15 protein-coding genes are annotated in these 16159 nt (G+C 72.3%); all 15 read right to left on the reverse strand.

The features are described from left to right. Positions 1–242: 242 nt before the first annotated feature. A complete protein-coding gene (locus ACPPVO_RS51025) occupies positions 243–1760 on the reverse strand; it encodes a potassium/proton antiporter (RefSeq protein WP_426506484.1) in 1518 nt (505 codons plus the stop codon). Continuing rightward, positions 1757–2044 (reverse strand): DUF167 domain-containing protein, encoded by a 288-nt coding sequence (locus ACPPVO_RS51030; protein WP_360378605.1) that lies wholly within the window; start codon positions 2042–2044, stop codon positions 1757–1759. The genes ACPPVO_RS51025 and ACPPVO_RS51030 overlap by 4 nt, the downstream gene beginning before the upstream one ends. Before the next feature lie 66 nt (positions 2045–2110). Beyond that, positions 2111–2884: a hypothetical protein gene (locus tag ACPPVO_RS51035; protein ID WP_426506486.1), complete on the reverse strand. Its 774-nt coding sequence runs from the start codon at positions 2882–2884 to the stop codon at positions 2111–2113. A 260-nt stretch (positions 2885–3144) separates the two neighbouring features. Beyond that, positions 3145–3939: a DivIVA domain-containing protein gene (locus tag ACPPVO_RS51040; protein WP_426506488.1), complete on the reverse strand. Its 795-nt coding sequence runs from the start codon at positions 3937–3939 to the stop codon at positions 3145–3147. Between the two features lie 49 nt (positions 3940–3988). Beyond that, positions 3989–4294: a YggT family protein gene (locus ACPPVO_RS51045; protein WP_223096957.1), complete on the reverse strand. Its 306-nt coding sequence runs from the start codon at positions 4292–4294 to the stop codon at positions 3989–3991. Positions 4295–4312: 18 nt separating this feature from the next. Further along, positions 4313–4978 carry a cell division protein SepF gene (locus ACPPVO_RS51050; protein ID WP_426514849.1) on the reverse strand — a complete coding sequence of 222 codons (666 nt, stop codon included), beginning with the start codon at positions 4976–4978 and terminating at the stop codon, positions 4313–4315. A gap of 126 nt (positions 4979–5104) precedes the next feature. Continuing rightward, entirely contained in the window at positions 5105–5812 is a 708-nt protein-coding gene (locus ACPPVO_RS51055; RefSeq protein ID WP_426506490.1) for a YggS family pyridoxal phosphate-dependent enzyme, read from the reverse strand. A 93-nt stretch (positions 5813–5905) separates the two neighbouring features. Further along, complete coding sequence (gene ftsZ, locus ACPPVO_RS51060) at positions 5906–7018, reverse strand: cell division protein FtsZ (RefSeq protein WP_426506491.1); 1113 nt, start codon at positions 7016–7018, stop codon at positions 5906–5908. Positions 7019–7340: 322 nt separating this feature from the next. Further along, positions 7341–8102, reverse strand: a complete 762-nt coding sequence (locus ACPPVO_RS51065; RefSeq protein ID WP_426506492.1) for a cell division protein FtsQ/DivIB — start codon at positions 8100–8102, stop codon at positions 7341–7343. Positions 8103–8119: 17 nt separating this feature from the next. After that, complete coding sequence (murC, locus tag ACPPVO_RS51070) at positions 8120–9604, reverse strand: UDP-N-acetylmuramate--L-alanine ligase (RefSeq protein WP_360378615.1); 1485 nt, start codon at positions 9602–9604, stop codon at positions 8120–8122. Further along, on the reverse strand, positions 9601–10707 hold the full coding sequence (locus tag ACPPVO_RS51075) for a UDP-N-acetylglucosamine--N-acetylmuramyl-(pentapeptide) pyrophosphoryl-undecaprenol N-acetylglucosamine transferase (RefSeq protein ID WP_360378618.1): 1107 nt from the start codon (positions 10705–10707) through the stop codon (positions 9601–9603). Before ACPPVO_RS51075 ends, murC begins: the two co-directional genes overlap by 4 nt. Beyond that, on the reverse strand, positions 10707–12104 hold the full coding sequence (locus ACPPVO_RS51080) for an FtsW/RodA/SpoVE family cell cycle protein (RefSeq protein ID WP_426506495.1): 1398 nt from the start codon (positions 12102–12104) through the stop codon (positions 10707–10709). The genes ACPPVO_RS51075 and ACPPVO_RS51080 overlap by 1 nt, the downstream gene beginning before the upstream one ends. Before the next feature lie 62 nt (positions 12105–12166). After that, entirely contained in the window at positions 12167–13288 is a 1122-nt protein-coding gene (gene mraY / locus ACPPVO_RS51085; protein ID WP_426506497.1) for a phospho-N-acetylmuramoyl-pentapeptide-transferase, read from the reverse strand. Beyond that, positions 13285–14688 carry a UDP-N-acetylmuramoyl-tripeptide--D-alanyl-D-alanine ligase gene (locus ACPPVO_RS51090; protein ID WP_426506499.1) on the reverse strand — a complete coding sequence of 468 codons (1404 nt, stop codon included), beginning with the start codon at positions 14686–14688 and terminating at the stop codon, positions 13285–13287. Before ACPPVO_RS51090 ends, mraY begins: the two co-directional genes overlap by 4 nt. After that, on the reverse strand, positions 14685–16157 hold the full coding sequence (locus ACPPVO_RS51095; RefSeq protein ID WP_426506501.1) for a UDP-N-acetylmuramoyl-L-alanyl-D-glutamate--2,6-diaminopimelate ligase: 1473 nt from the start codon (positions 16155–16157) through the stop codon (positions 14685–14687). Before ACPPVO_RS51095 ends, ACPPVO_RS51090 begins: the two co-directional genes overlap by 4 nt. Positions 16158–16159: the final 2 nt, after the last annotated feature.

The raw sequence follows: 16159 nt of genomic DNA on the forward strand, positions 1-16159 counted from the left end.
GCCGAGAGGCGGGTTTCTGTGCTGTTGTCACAGTGGCCCCTCCCGTCACATCGGCGGCCTTGCTCCGCCCGGCACCACTCGCTGACCGCCTCGTCGGCACGGCATCAGCCCGCTCGGCCATGGCTCCCCCAGATGCAAAATGGGCGCGCGACGCGCGGTCGCGCACTCCAGTGGCTGGCAAGAATACGGAATGTACACGCGTCCGACAAACGCGCCACACGTATTCCGACCAATTTGATCAATTATTGGCGCCGATCATCGCCATGTTCGGCAAACCAGCGAGCGAGTCGCCCCCGCCTGCTCACGGCCCGCAGCCGTTGCTCCGCGGCATCGCGAACCTGCTCGGTGGTGACGATCAGGAGGCTGTCACGGGTCTTCAGGCGGGTCTCCGGCGCCGGCACGAACGCACCGCCGTCGCGCAACACCAGCGTCACGACCGCACCGAGAGGCAATCGTAACTCGTCCACGTGCACGCCGTTGAGCTTCGAGCCCTCCGGCACCTCGACCTGCAGCAGATCCGCGCCCATGCGCTCCAGGGGTGCGGCCTCCACCTGCAGGTCGGTGGGCTCGGCGGGCGCGGTGACCCCGAGCAGGCGCGCCGCCGGCGGCAGCGTCACGCCCTGGGCGGCCGTGTAGATCACCACGAGCACGAAGACGACGTTGAACAGGTCCTGGGCGCCCGGCAGCCGGGCCGAGAGCGGGATCGTGGCGAGCACGACGGGCACCGCCCCGCGCAGGCCCGCCCAGGACAGGAACGCCTGGTCCCGCCATCCGGGACCGTTCGGGGTGAGCAGGAACGGGGCGCTGCTGACCACCACCGACAGCGGGCGGGCCAGCAGCACCAGGACCAGGCCGACGACCAGGGCGGTGAGCACCGCCCCGCCGAGTTCGCTCGGCGAGGCCAGCAGACCCAGCAGCACGAACAGGCCGATCTGGGCGAGCCAGGCCAGCCCGTCGGCGAAGCCGAGCATGGCTCGCCGGTGCGGCAGGCGGGCGTTGCCGAGGACGACGCCGGTGACGTACACGGCCAGGAAGCCGGAGGCGTGGGCGACGGCGCCGGCGGCGTAGGCGAGCACGGTCAGGCCGATCGCGGCGAGCGGGTAGAGCCCGGCGGAGGGCAGCGCGGCCCGGCGCAGCGCCCAGGCACCGCCGAACCCGGCCAGCAGTCCGACCGCGGCGCCGGCGACGAGCTCGTAGGCGACGAGGGCCAGCTCCTCGTACCAGGGGTGCTGGCCGAGCCGCGGCGCCGAGAGCATCACGACGAGGATGACCACGGGGGCGTCGTTGATGCCCGACTCCGCCTCCAGCAGCGCGGCGAGGCGCGGCCGGACCGGGACCCGGCGCAGCGTGGAGAAGACGGCGGCCGCGTCGGTGGAGGAGAGCACGGCGCCGTACAGCAGCGCCTGCTGCCACCCGACGCCCAGCGCGAAGTGGACGACCGCCCCGACCACGGCGATGCTGACCGCCACCCCGACGGTGGAGAGCACCAGGGCGGGGCCGAGCACCGGGCGCAGGGTCGACCAGCGCGTGGTGAGGCCGCCCTCGGCGATGATCACCACGAGGGCGCAGATGCCCAGCGTCCGGGTCAGCTCGACGTCGGCGAACTGGATGCCGAGCCCGGCCTCCCCGATCGCGACCCCGAGCCCCAGGTAGACCAGGAGGCTGGGCAGGCCGAGGCGCACCGAGAACCGCACCGCGCCCACGGACACCAGCAGGACCGCCGCGCCGATCAGCAGCGCGACGTTGAGCTCATGACTCAACGGCGGCCCGCCAGCAGACCGGCGACCCGATCGGCGAGGTCCGCCGGCGGGTCGGCGAGTTCGACCAGTTTGTCCCGGCTCGCCGCCCCCGCCTTGAGGCGCAGGCTCGACGGGCGCACCCCGATCGCGGCGGCGAGGGCCTTCAGCGCGGCCGCGGTGGCCTGCCCGTCGACGGGGCGGGCGCCCACCGCGACGACCACGGCGGGCCCGTAGGGCCCGGGATGGCCGCCCCCGACCGCGGTGCGCGATGCACCGGGCCGGACACGGATCGCGATGGTGGCCATGCCTCATTGTGAAGGTTCACCCGATCGGGGGCGATCCTCCGCGCGGGCGGCTCTGCGCCCAGGGGCCTACCGGCGGGCGGCGAGCAGCACGTCGTTGGGCGCGCACACGGCGCACGGGGTGAAGCCGAGCTCGACCGCCTCGTGCGCCGGCAGCGGCTCGTGCTCGCGGCCGAGCAGGTGCGGGCAGTTCGGCACGTGGTACCGCGGCCGGCCGTCGATCACGAGGACCTCGTCGGGCAGCGCGGCGACGCGGGCGAGGTCGGCGGCCGGCGACTGCTGGATCGCCGGCTCGTCGGCCGGGTCCTCGTCGTCGTAGTCGTCATCGTCGTCGTCATCGTCGTCCTGGTACGAGTCGACCGGCCGGTGCTGGTCGTACTGCGACGGGTACTCCTCGTAGCGGCCCTCGCTGTCGCCCTGCAGCGGGATCCCGGCATCGGGCTCGTCGCGGACCGGGGCCGTCGTCGTGGTCTCGTCCGGGGCGGCCGGGCGGCCGCCGGTGGACGTGCCGTAGGTGGTGCCGGTGCGCGCCCCGGCGCCGACCGCCTGGCGCTCCGCCCGCCGGCCGTACTCCCCCGGGACCTCCTCGTCCTCGCCACCGAGCTCGTCACCGCCGAGGTGGGACGCGAACGGGTCGTAGCGCTCCGAGGGCACCTGGCGCCCGGTGCGGGCGGTGCGGGCGGTGCGCGCGGCGGCGGCCTGGCGACCACCGACGATCAGCGCGACCGCGGCCAGCAGGCTCGCCCCGATGGACGCGACCAGCAGGGCGTCCGACCCCTGGAGCAGGCCCAGCACGAGCAGGCCGACGGCTACCACGATCAGCAGCAGGCTTCCGACGATCACGGCCCTGTCCCTCCGCAAAGCGAGTCCCGGGGCGAGCGCCGATGGCGTCTCCGGGCGAGTGTCTCTCAGCCGGTACAACGAACGAGCCAGGCGGAAGTCTCCCAGAATGACCGGCGCCCCAGCCGAATTTCGACTGGGGCGCCGCGTGTCGCATTGACCGGCCGCGTGTCGGGTGCTGCCGGTGGGCCGCTCTGTGCCACTACTTCACTCTTGTGGGTGCCGCTGTGCGTCGTGCTCGCCTCGGGGAGACGGGCCCAGGGTCAGCGACCCGCGCCCTCGTAGCCGCCCGCGAGGCCGGCCGTGGCCAGACCGCCGCCGCCGACCGCCGGGCGCGCCGCGCCCTCGCCGCGCTGCGCCATCTCGGCCTCGAGGCTCTGCTCGCGACCGGTGAGGTCGCGCAGCTGGCTCTCCAGGTAGGCCTTGAGGCGGGTGCGGTACTCGCGCTCGAACTGCTTGAGCTCCTCGATGTGCTTCTGCAGCGCGGTGCGCTTCGCGTCCAGGCCGCCCATGGCCTCCTGGTGGCGCTGGCGGGCGTCGCGCTCGAGCGCGTCGGCCTTCGCCCGCGCGTCGCGGGTGACCTCCTCGGCCTTGGTGCGGGCCTCGGAGAGGAGCTTGTCGGCCTCGCGGCGCGCGTCGGACACGTGGTCGTCCGCGGTGCGCTGGGCCATCATGAGCACGCGCAGCGCCTGCTGCTCGCCGTCGCCGGAGCCACCGGCCGGGCCGCCCTGCGTGCGGACCTGGTCGAGCTCCTGCTGCATGCTGCGGGCGGCCTGCTCGGCCGACGCCTTCTCCCGCTGGACGCGCTCGAACTGCGTCTTGAGGTCGGCGAGCTCCGCGGCCAGGCGGGGGTCGCCGCCGGCGCCGGGCGCCGAGCGGGCGGGGCCGCCGCCGCGCTCGAGCTGCGCGCGCAGCTCGTTGTTCTCTTCGATCAACCGGGCGAGCTCACGCTCGACCTCGTCGAGGAAGGCGTCGACCTCCTCCTCGTCGTAGCCCCGCTTGCCGATTGGGGGCTTCTTGAAGGCGACGTTGTGAACGTCGGCCGGGGTCAGCGGCATCGAAACTCCTCGGGTCAGTTGCGGCCGCGTGGCCGCCGAGCGGTGCGTGTCACGAGAACGCCGCGATCAGCCGCCCTAACACGACGTACATCAGCACGAACAGGATAACCAGCAGCACAAGCGAAGACAGGTCCACGGCCACGGTACCAATACGCAGCGGACGAATCACCCGCCTCAACGCTTTGAGCGGCGGATCGGTGACGCTCCACACCACTTCGAGCGCGGCGGCGGCTCCCCGGCCGGGTTGCCAGCGGCGACCGAACTGCATGACGTAGCCCATCACAAAGCGTCCGAGGAGCGCCACCAAGAAGAGGTAGAGCAGCAGATGCACGATCTGCAAGGTGATGGACACCACGGCCGTTGAGTCCTCGCATCAGCTCTGGTTGAAGAACCCGCCCTCGGCGATCTTAGCTTTGTCCTCGGCGGTGACCTGGACATTTGCCGGTGAGAGCAGGAAGACTCGGTTGGTCACCCGCTCGAAGTTACCACGCAGGCCGAATACGAGTCCGGCCGCGAAGTCGACCAAACGTTTGGCATCCGACTCGTCCATTTCGGTGAGGTTCATGATCACCGGGACGCCGTCGCGGAAGTGCTCCCCAATCGTGCGGGCCTCGTTGTACGTGGTGGGGTGCAGCGTGGTGATCGCGTAACGGCGGTCGTCGCTGTCCTCGTCCACCTGGGGGCGATCACGGACGGAGCTCGTCGGGGCGAGGGCCAGGTTGTCGCGCGTCGGGTAGCTGACCGACGCGGTCGGGCGCGTGATCGAGCGGACGGTGCTGGTGCGGCTCGCGGCGCTCGCCTCCAGGCGCTCGGAGGCGGAGAGACGCTCCGAGGTCGAGAGCCGGTCGGACGCCGAGAGGCGCTCCGAGGCGGAGAGCCGCTCCGAGGCCGTGCGGGAGCGCGGCGCCGGCACGTCGTCGACGTCGTCCTCTTCGTCGAGCAGGTCGTTGTCGTACCGGTAATGACGATCGTCGTACCCACGATCGTCCTCGTCCTCGACGAGACCGAGCCACACGCCCGCCCTGCGCAGAGCACCCATACGCGCTCCTCCGTCCACCGCCATGCGGCACTTCCCCCCGTTGTCGGTGCCACCGATCACGTCGTGCGACACCGCCCCGCCGGCGCAGAACCACACCCGTGTAGTTTTCCGTTCCCGCGGGCCAGGCTACCCCAGTGGGGTGCGTTTTCCGAGCAATGCACTGCCGACACGGACGTGTGTCGAGCCGTGCAGAATCGCGGATTCGAGATCGTCACTCATACCCGCGGAAATCCAGTCCGCCGCCCCGTCCGGCCCGGAAAAACGCTGACGAATCCGGGACGCGATTGCCGCCAGCCGGGCGAATGCCTCGTCCGGCTCCCAGCCCAGCGGCGCGACCGCCATGACCCCGCGCAGCGCGAGGGCCGGGCTGGCCGCGATCGCCTCGGCGACCTTCTCGACCTGTCCGGTGAGCGCCCCGCCACGGTGCTCGTCGTCGTCGAGGCTCACCTGCACCAGCGCGCCGAGCGGGGCGGCCCGCTCGGTCTTCACCACGGCGTCGGCCAGGGCATCCACCAGGCGAAGGCTGTCCACGGAGTGCACGGCGTCGGCGTAGCCGGCCACCGAGCGCGCCTTGTTGCGCTGCAGCTGCCCGACGAAGTGCCACCGCACACCGGGCACGGCGGCGGCCTTGGCGGCCGCCTCCTGGTCCCGATTCTCGCCGACGTCGGCCACGCCCAGCTCGGCCAGCCGGGCGACGTCCTCGGCCGGGTAGGTCTTCGTCACGGCCACGAGGGTGACCGATTCCGGCTCCCGGCCGGCCGCGCGGCAGGCCGCGGTGATCCGCTCCCGCACGGATGCGAGATTGGCCGCGATCTGCTCGGTGCGCGCATCCAACTGGGCCCCCAAAGAAGTTTGCGCTGAATACGGCGATTGGGTAGGCCGCACATGCGACCTACCCAATTCAACCAGAGCTCAAGCCGTGATCAATCACGCACCGTTCTTGAGAAAGTCCGGCACGTCGACGTCGTCGAAGAGCACCCGCCGGGGCGGCGGCGGGGCCTGGCGCTCCTGGGGCGCCGGCTCCTTCGGCTGGCTGTGCTGCGGGCCGTGCGCCGTGCGCGGGGCCCGGCTCTCGATCGGGCGGTACGCCGGGGCGCCCCCGTCGAAGCCGGCCGCGATGACCGTGACGCGCACCTCGTCGCCGAGCGCGTCGTCGATGACCGCGCCGAAGATGATGTTGGCGTCCGGGTGGGCGGCGTCGGTGACCAGCTGGGCCGCGTCGTTGATCTCGAACAGACCGAGGTCGGACCCGCCGGCGATGGACAGCAGCACGCCACGCGCGCCGTCCATGCTCTGCTCCAGCAGCGGGCTGGAGATGGCCGACTCGGCGGCCTCGACCGCGCGGTTGTCCCCGCGGGCGCTGCCGATGCCCATGAGCGCGCTACCGGCGCCGCTCATGACGCTCTTGACGTCGGCGAAGTCAAGGTTGATCAGGCCCGGCGTGGTGATGAGGTCGGTGATGCCCTGGACACCGGAGAGCAGCACCTGGTCGGCCTGGCGGAACGCGTCCATCATGCTGATGCCGCGGTCGCCGAGGGCCAGGAGCCGGTCGTTCGGGATCACGATGAGCGTGTCGCACTGGTTGCGCAGCTCCTCGATGCCGGACTCGGCCTGCACCTGGCGGCGCTTTCCCTCGAACGAGAAGGGCCGGGTGACCACGCCGATGGTCAGCGCGCCGAGCTTCCGCGCGATGTTGGCCACGACGGGCGCGCCGCCGGTGCCCGTCCCGCCGCCCTCGCCGCAGGTGACGAAGACCATGTCGGCGCCCTTGAGCACCTCTTCGATCTCGTCCCGGTGGTCTTCGGCCGCATTCTTGCCGACGTCGGGGTTGGCGCCCGCACCCAGCCCGCGGGTCAGTTCCCGTCCGACGTCGAGCTTGACGTCGGCGTCGCTCATCAGCAGGGCCTGGGCGTCGGTGTTGATCGCGATGAACTCGACGCCCTTCAGGCCAACCTCGATCATGCGATTGACGGCGTTCACCCCGCCGCCGCCGATGCCGACGACCTTGATGACCGCGAGATAGTTGTGCGGATGTGTCATCGGACCACCTTTCCTTTCGAGGTTGGCGAGCGCCGATCCTGTCCGGTGCCGAGCCTTGAACCCCGGTCCGCCCCCTCGCGGAGGCCTGTCCGAGCCCGACCCCGTGACGGGCGGCGTCCGCCAATGCGAACGCACCGGATGGGGGTCCCGCAAACCCTCACCCTTTACTAGAGGCTTATAGTTATGTCAACTAATGCCTTATCGCAAGGTAAGGGCCCGACTGTCGTGATCCAAGGACCGTGCCCCGGCGTGTCGGCCAAACGCCCACCGCGCCGTCGAATTCGTTAACGCCGCCGGCCTGCGGTTGTGACGGGCGGACGCGTCACTTCTCCAGGACGACGCCGGGGGCGCTCACGTCGAGGGTGTGCCCGGGCTCGATGGGGGTGCGCTCCAGCACCCGGACCTTGGCCTCGTTCTGGGTGGCGTCGCCCCACACCACGGACCGCTCGCCGGTCAGCTCCAGCCTGATCCGGGTCGGCGACTCGGCGACCAGCGCGACCATCTGCGTACGGACCGCCGGGGACAGCGCGGCCAGCACGGTCAGGGCGCTTTCGGTGGTGGCGTCGCCCGGCTCGGGCTGGGCGATGCGGATCAGCGGCAGGCCCGGCGGCGCGGTGTCGACCGGCAGGAAGGCCACGCCGTCGGCGTCGAGCAGGGTGAAGCCGCCGACCTTGGGCACGGCCGCGATCGCCGTGCGCTCCACCACCGCGATCGCGAGGGTGTGCGGGTAGTGCGTCTGGGCCTTGACGGTGCGCACGGGCTTGAGCTCCGTGCGCACCCGGCGCTCCAGCGCGCCCAGGTCCAGCCGCGGCAGCGGGGTGCCGTCGCGCACCCCGGCGGCCGCGCGCACCGCGGCCGGGTCGAGCACGCCGGCCCCGGTGACCTCGATGCGCTCGACGCCGAGGGCCGGGGTGAGGTACACGATCGCCGCCGCCCCGCCGAGCAGCGCCACCAGCGCGAGCGCGACCAGCCAGGGCAGCGCCGCGCGGAGACGGTGCCGCCGGGCCCGGGCCGCGAAGAGCCGCACGGAGCGCGGCGCGTCGCGGGGGGCCAGGACGAGCCGCCATCCGCGCGTCTGGGTCACCGGCGATCAGCCCGGCGTCAGTCGTCGGCCCGGGAGTGCCGGCCGACGTACCCGTCCGCCTCGCCCCCGCCCTTGAGCGCGGCCAGCAGCTCGTCGCCCATGAGCGAGATCGGCGGCGCGCCCATGGTGACGACCACGTCGCCCTCGCGGACCCGGGCCACCACCTCGCCGGGCACGTCCTCCCAGGACGGCAGGAACACCTTGTGCTCCGCGGGCAGGTCGACCGCGGCCGTGAGCGCCACGCCGCCCTCCCCCGGCTCGCGGACCTCGCCGGGCCCGAAGACCTCCATGATCAGGGCCTCGTCGGCGAGCGAGAGGCCGGCGGCGATCTCGGCCTGGAAGTCGCGGGTGCGGTACACCCGGTAGGGCTGGAACACCACGAGGAGGCGCCCGTCGCCGGCCACCTCGCGCAGCGTGCGCAGGGCCGCGGCGATCGGCACCGGGTGGTATGCGTACTCGTCGTAGACCCGCACCCCGGCCTCGGCGCCCTTGAACTCGAAGCGGCGCCGCACGCCCGGGAACGTCGCCAGGCTCTCGATCGCCGTCTCGGCCGGCACGCCCAGCCGCAGCGCCGTGAGGACCGCCCCGGCCGAGTTGAGGCCCAGGTGGGCGCCCGGCACCGGCAGGAACACCTCGCCGAGCGGCACGCCTTCGTGGTGGGCCACGTACCGCACCCCGTGCACGGACGAGCGGACCTCGCTGATGCGCAGGTCGGCGTCGGGCGCGGTGCCGTAGGTGACCACGTCGGCCCCGGCCGCCCGGGCCCGCACCGCCATCCGCATCGCCCCGGCGTCGTCGGCGCAGGTGACCACGAACCCGCCCGGCTGGACCCGGGCGCAGAACTCGACGAACGCGTCTTCGAGCCCCTGCAGGTCGCCGTACGTGTTGAGGTGATCCGCGTCGATGTTTGTGACGAGCGCGACGTGCGGGGAGTACAGCAGGAACGAACGGTCGCTCTCGTCGGCCTCGGCCACGAAGAGGTCGCCGCTGCCGTGGTGGGCGCCGGAGCCGATCGCGGAGATCTCGCCGCCGATCACGAACGAGGGGTCGAGCCCGGCGTGCTGCAGGATCAGCGTGAGCATGGAGGTGGTGGTCGTCTTGCCGTGCGTGCCGGCCACGGCGACGGCGCGCCGGTCGAGCATCGTGGCGGCCAGGGCCTCCGAGCGGTGCAGCAGCCGCAGGCCCCGCTCGCGGGCGGTGACGAGCTCGATGTGGTCCTTGGGGATGGCGGTGGAGTACACGACCGTGTCCACGCCGTCGAGGTTGGACGCCTCGTGGGTGCGGTAGATCGTGCCGCCGAGGGCCTTGAGCGCGGCGAGCTGAGGCCACTCCTTGAGCTCGCTGCCCGAGGTGGGGATGCCGCGGGTGAGCAGCAGGCGGGCCAGGCCGCTCATGCCGACCCCGCCCACGCCCACGAGATGGACCTTGCCCAGCTCCTCGGCCGTCAGGTTGCGCTGAACTTCATGCTGCGCGGCCACTCCGCTTCGCTCCGCTCCGCTCATGATCCAACGATCCTCAACAGGTACCGACGAAGGGCCTCGTCACCGTCACGGCGCCCGTATCCGGCGGCCGCGTGGCTCATCGCGGCGAGCCGGGCGCCGTCGCGCGCGAGCGGCACGATCTGCTGCGCGATCAGCTCGGGCGTCAGGTCGCCGTCCTCGACGATGAGGCCGCCACCCGCCTCGACCACCGGCAGCGCGTTGCGCCGCTGCTCGCCGTTGCCCCACGGCAGCGGCACGTAAACCGCGGGCATGCCGATCGCGGCGGTCTCGGCGCACGTCATCGCGCCGCCGCGGCACAGGGCCAGGTCGCCGGCCGCGTAGCCGAGCTCCATCTCGGCGAGGAACTTGACGCGCACGTACGGCGCGGCCAGCCCGGCCGGGACCTCGAAGTCCTCGTTGCGGGCGCCGATGATGTGCAGCACCTGCACCCCGGCCGAGGTGATCGCCTTGGCCGCGCCCGCCACCGCGTTGTTGATCGAGCGGGCGCCGGAGGAGGCGCCGAAGACGAACAGCGTCGGCAGGTTCGGGTCGAGGCCGAAGTACCGGCGGGCCTCGGCGCGGCGGGCGGCCCGGTCCAGGGTCGCGATGCTCTGCCGCAGCGGCACGCCGACCACGGGCGAGTCCGCCACGGACGGCATCTGCTGGGCCTGGTGCGGGAAGCCGAGCACGATGTTCTTGGTGAAGCGCATCCCCATCTTGTTGGCCACGCCGATCGGCACGTTCACCTCGTGGATGACCGTGGGCGTCTTGCGCCGCCAGGCGGCCAGGTAGGCCGGGACCGACACGTAGCCGCCGAAGCCGACGACGGCGTCGGCGTTCACCTCGTCGAGGATCGCACGGGTGGCCCGGGCCGCCTTCCACATCCGGTCCGGGGTGCGCACCAGGTTCAGGTTCACCGAGCGCGGCAGTTGGTACGCCGGGACGTGGCGCAGGTCGTACCCGCGCGGCGGGATCAGGTCGTTCTCCATCCCGCTCGGCGAGCCGATGCACGTGATGCGGACGTCGGGGTCGTGCCTGCGCAAGCAGTCGGCGAAGGCGAGCAGCGGGTAGATGTGCCCGCCCGTGCCTCCGCCGGCCAGCACCACCGAACGCAGCGCTGCCATCAGGTGCTCCTTCCGCGGGGCGACCCCGTGAGGGTGGGCCGGCCCGTCGTGCGAGTCGAGGGGTCCGTGCCGTCGTCCTCCTCGCGGGCGCGCGGAAGCGGCGGCAACGGCGCCCAGAGTAGTCGCACCCATTTCCGCGGCGGACGGGCGTGCATGGCTCGGGCGCAGTCCGGCTCGGCCCGGGCGGCGGAGGTGAGGATGCCGGCCGCGCCGAGCGCGACGACCAGGGCGCTGCCGCCGTCGGAGATGAACGGCAGCGGCAGGCCGGTGATCGGCAGCAGGCCGACGACGCCCCCGATGTTGATGATCGCCTGACCGACGAACCAGAGGGTGATCGCCGCGGCGGCCAGCCGGCGGAACGGGTCCTCGACGCGGCGGGCGATGCGCAGGCCGGTGTAGGTGAGCATGCCGAACAGCAGCAGCACGACCATGCAGCCGACCACGCCGAGCTCCTCGGCGACGATGGCGAAGATGAAGTCGTTGTGCGCGTTGGGCAGCCGGCCCCACTTGAGCTGGCCCTGGCCTAGGCCGACGCCGAACCAGCCGCCGTCGGCGACCGCCCACAGGCCGCGCAGGTACTGGTACCGCCCCGCCTTCGCGTCGGGGTCGATGCTCGGGTCGAAGAAGACCTTGAGCCGGTCCAGCCGGTAGTCCTTGTTGGCCGGCAGCAGGATGAGCGCGACCACGCCGGCCAGGAAGAACCCGCCGAGCCAGCCGAAGACCGGCAGCCGGGCCCCGGCCGCCCACAGCAGGCCGGTGAACAGCACCACCATGCAGATCATCGAGCCGAGGTCGTTGTAGCCCACGAGGATCAGCAGCGCGACCGTCACCGGGAACATCGGCATGAGCAGCTCGCGCCAGTTCATGATGCTGCGGCCCTTGCGCACGAGCAGGTCGGCGCCCCAGATCACCAGCGCGATCTTGGCGAACTCGGCCGGCTGCAGCTGGAAGCCGCCGACGTGCAGCCACAGGTCCTTGACCCAGATCGGCCCGAGGTGGATCGGGTCGACCTCGGCCCCGGGCGGCGCACGGCGGGCCGCCGCCCAGCCCATCAGGTCGACGAAGGACATCAGCACGAACGTGGCGAGCAGCGCCGGGATGGCCACGGCCCGGAAGGTCCGCACCGGCAGCCGCTGGCAGACCCAGAACGCGATCAGCCCGACCACCGCGAAGAGCGCCTGCTTGGCGATCGAGGTGAACGGGCTGCCGGTGGTCGCGAAGCTGTCGACGCTGGTCACCGAGAAGACCATGACCAGCCCGATGAAGACGAGCAGGCCGACGCTGGACAGCAGCAGGTAGTAGGAGGCGAGCGGCCGGTCCAGCAGCCCCCGCAGCGATCCGACCAGGTTGCCCAGCCAGCCGCCGTCGTTCGGAACTTCCTCCCCGTCGCTCCTCATGCCGCCCATCATTCCCGGCGCGCCGGGGCCGGACGGCCGCGACGCGCCGGGGGGACGTGCCGTTAGGAGGCGCCGCTCATCACACGCAGGAAGTCGGCGGCGAAGAGGCCGAGGGAGGCCGCGACGCCGAGGCCGGCGATGATCCAGAAGCGGACCACGATGTTGACCTCGCTCCATCCGGCCAGCTCGAAGTGGTGCTGTAGCGGCACCATCCGGAAGATGCGTTTACCGGTCGTGCGGTACGAGCCGATCTGCATGACCCAGGTCACCACGATGATCACGAAGAGCAGGCCCAGCAGTGGCAGCAGCAGGATGGTCTTGGTGGCCAGCGCGAGGCCCGCGATGAGGGAGCCCAGCGCCATCGAGCCGGTGTCGCCCATGAAGATGCGGGCCGGTGACGTGTTCCACCACAGGAAGCCGACCAGCGCGCCGACGGCGGCCCCGGCGATCAGGGCCATCTCCAGCGGGTCGCGCACGTCGTAGCAGTATCCGGCCTTGTACGACGGGTCGGCGCACCAGTGGCGGTACTGCCAGAACGCGATCGCCATGTAGCTGATGAGCACCAGGATCGACGTGCCGGTCGCGAGGCCGTCGAGGCCGTCGGTCAGGTTCACCGCGTTGGACATCGACATGACCACGAACACGAAGAAGATCACCGCGGCGATCTTGCCGATGTTCAGCCAGTCGATGTCGTGCACCCACGACAGCTTCGGGCTGGCCACCGTGGTGACGACCTGGCGGCCGGTCCGGTCGGAGGAGACGTAGAGCGCGATCGCACCGAAGACGGCGCCGATGAGCGCCTGGCCGATGAGCTTGCCCCGCTTGTTGAGCCCGTCGCTGTTGCGCTTGGCGACCTTGAGGTAGTCGTCGAGGAAGCCCAGCAGGCCGGTGAAGACGAACAGGCCGAGCAGCACCACCGCGGTCGCGGTCGGGCCGGACGGGCGCAGCTGCGCCTCGGGCAGCGTGGTGAGCGCGATGTGCCCGCCGGTGTAGGCGACGAGCGTGGCGAAGATGAACACCACGCCACCCATGGTGGGCGTGCCCTTCTTGCCGAGGTGGGTCTGCGGGCCCTCGCTGCGGATGGGCTGGTCGGCCTTCAGGCGGGTGAAGTACCTGATCGCGATCGGCGTACCGAACAGCGAGATGAGAAACGCGACGAAGGCCGCGACGAAGACGGCCCTCACTTGCCGAGATCTTCCGAGCGCAGGGCGTCGGCGACGCCCCAGGTCCGGTAGCGCGATCCCTTGACCAGGACCACGTCGCGTGGAAGCAGCTCGGCGCGCAGCAGCGCGACGGCGGCCTCCTGATCGGTCACGAGCACCGAGTCTCCTCCCCAACTCGCCACGGCGGCCGCTCCGGTCAGGATCGGCGCGGCCTGCTCGCTGACGGCCACGAGACGGTCGACGCCGAGTTCCGCGGCGATACGACCGACCTCCTCGTGTCCGGCTCGCTCGAACTCGCCGAGCTCCGCCATGAAGCCGAGCACGGCGATCTTGCGCCGCCCGCCGGCCACCGCGACGAGCGCGTGCAGCGCCGCCGCCATGGACGCCGGATTGGCGTTGAACGAGTCGTCGATGACCGTGACATCATCGGCACGGTCGAAGACATCCATCCTTCGGGTCGACAAACCGTCGAGATCGCCGAGTCCCGCCGCGATCGCGGCCGGGTCCATGCCCGCCAGCGACGCGACGGCAGCGGCGAGTAACGCGTTGCCGACGCTGTGACGCCCCGCGACGCCGAGGCGGACCGGAACGGGCGCCTGACAATCGGGGACGGTGAGGGTGAAGCCGAACCGGCCGCGGTCCAGCGCCACCACGTCGGTGGCGCGGACCTGCGCGTCCGCGGCCTCGCCGGCCAGCACGACGCGGCCGGTGGTGCGCGCCGCCATGGCCCGGACCCGCTCGTCGTCGGCGTTGAGCACCGCGACGCCGCCGGGGCCGAGCGCCTCGACGAGCTCGCCCTTGGCCTGCGCGATGCCCTCGACCGAGCCGAACTCGCTGATGTGCGCGACGCCGACGTTGAGCACGACGGCCACGTCGGGCGGGGCGATCTCGCACAGGTACCGCAGGTGCCCGACCCCCCGCGCGCCCATCTCGAGCACGAGGAAGCGGGTGCCGGCGTCGGCCTTGAGCACCGTGTACGGCGTGCCGAGCTCGTTGTTCTCCGAGCCCACGGTCGCCACGGTCGGGCCGTGTGCGGCCAGCAGCCGGGCGACGATGTCCTTGGTGCTGGTCTTGCCGGAGGAGCCGGTGAGCGCGACGACGGTGATGCCGCCGGCCTCGTGCAGCCGGTCGAGCACCGCACGGGCGAGCAGGCCGAGCGCGTGGCGGGGGTCGGCGACCACGACCGTGGGCACGCCCGGCACGGGCCGGCTGCCGAGGACCCCGGCCGCGCCGTCGGCCATCGCCTTGGGGGCGAACTCGTGGGCGTCGACCTTCGCGCCCGCGAAGGCCACGAAGAGGCTTCCGGGGCCGACCTTGCGGGAGTCGTACTCCACGTCGCCGTCGACCACCGCGCCGGCGCCGCCACCGTGCAGCTCGCCGCCGACGATCGCGGCGATCTCCGCCAGCGTCAGGGCGATCATGAGGCCGCCTCGGTCAGCGCCGCGGCCAGCTCCACCCGGTCGTCGAACGGGAGCACCTCGCCGCCCACCTCCTGGCCCGTCTCGTGCCCCTTGCCCAGCAGCGCGATCACGTCACCGGGCTTGGCCTGGGCCACCGCGTGGGCGATGGCGGCGCGCCGGCCGCCGATCTCCACCACGTCGGCCGGCCCGCCCGCGGCCCCGGCCAGCACCTCGGCGCGGATCGCCGCCGGGTCCTCGGTGCGCGGGTTGTCGTCGGTGACGATCACCAGGTCGGCGCCCTCGGCGGCGGCCCGGCCCATGAGCGGGCGCTTGCCGCGGTCGCGGTCGCCGCCGGCCCCGACCAGGCAGAGCACCCGGCCGCCGCGGGCGGCCGCGAGGGTGCGCAGCGCCTTGAGGACCTCGACCATGGCGTCGGGCTTGTGCGCGTAGTCCACGACGCCGACGACCTCGCCGGGGGCCTCGACGCGCTCCATGCGGCCCGGCGAGCCCGGCGCCCCGGCCACGGCCCGGGCCGCGACGTCGAGGTCCACCCCGACGGCGACGAGGGAGGCGATGGCCAGCAGCGCGTTGGCCACGTTGTGCCGGCCGGGCAGCTGCACGCCGGAGCGGGCGGTGCGGCCCTTCCAGTGCACGTCGAAGGCCTGTCCGTAGCCGTCCACGGTCACGCCGGAGACGCCGAAGTCGGCAAGATCACTCGCAACGGAATACGTCCACGAGGCGGGCTTGCGCAGTCGCATTACCGACACGTCGTCGAGGTTGAGGATCTCCACGGCGGCGCGGCCGTCGAACAGGCGCGCCTTGGCCGCGAAGTAGTCCTCCACGGACGGGTGGAAGTCGAGGTGGTCCAGGCCGAAGTTGGTGTACCCGGCGGCGGCGAAGCGGACCCCGCCGACCCGGCCGACCTCGAGGGCGTGGCTGGAGACCTCCATCGCCACCGACTGCACGCCGCGCTCGAGCGCCGCGGCGAAGAGCGCGTGCAGGTCGGTCGCCTCGGGCGTGGTCCGGATGCTCTTGACGGTCAGGTCGCCCAGCCGGGTCTCCACGGTGCCGATGAGGCCCGTGACCTGGCCGGCGGCGCGTAGGCCGGCCTCGATGAGGTAGGTGGTCGACGTCTTGCCCGCGGTACCGGTGATGCCGATCGTGGTCAGGCGCCGGGTCGGCTCGCCGTAGACCTTGGAGGCGACCTCGCCGAGCACTTCGCGGGGCTTGCCGGCCACGATGAACGGGACGCCCGCGTCCGCGCGCACCCCGGCGGGGTCGGTGAGCACCGCGACCGCGCCGCGCTCGAGCGCCTCGGGGATGAACTGCGCCCCGTGCACCCGCGCGCCGGGCAGCGCCGCGTAAAGATCACCCGGCCGTACCTCGGAGCTACTGTGCGTCACCCCCGTGACCGCGACATCTTCAGAGCCGCCGCCCAGCTCACCGACGAGCGTGGGGCGGACATTCCGCGGACGGGGATAGCCGGGCACGG

It is taken from the genome of Dactylosporangium sp. McL0621 (assembly GCF_049995355.1).
In the GTDB taxonomy this organism is placed as follows: domain Bacteria; phylum Actinomycetota; class Actinomycetes; order Mycobacteriales; family Micromonosporaceae; genus Dactylosporangium.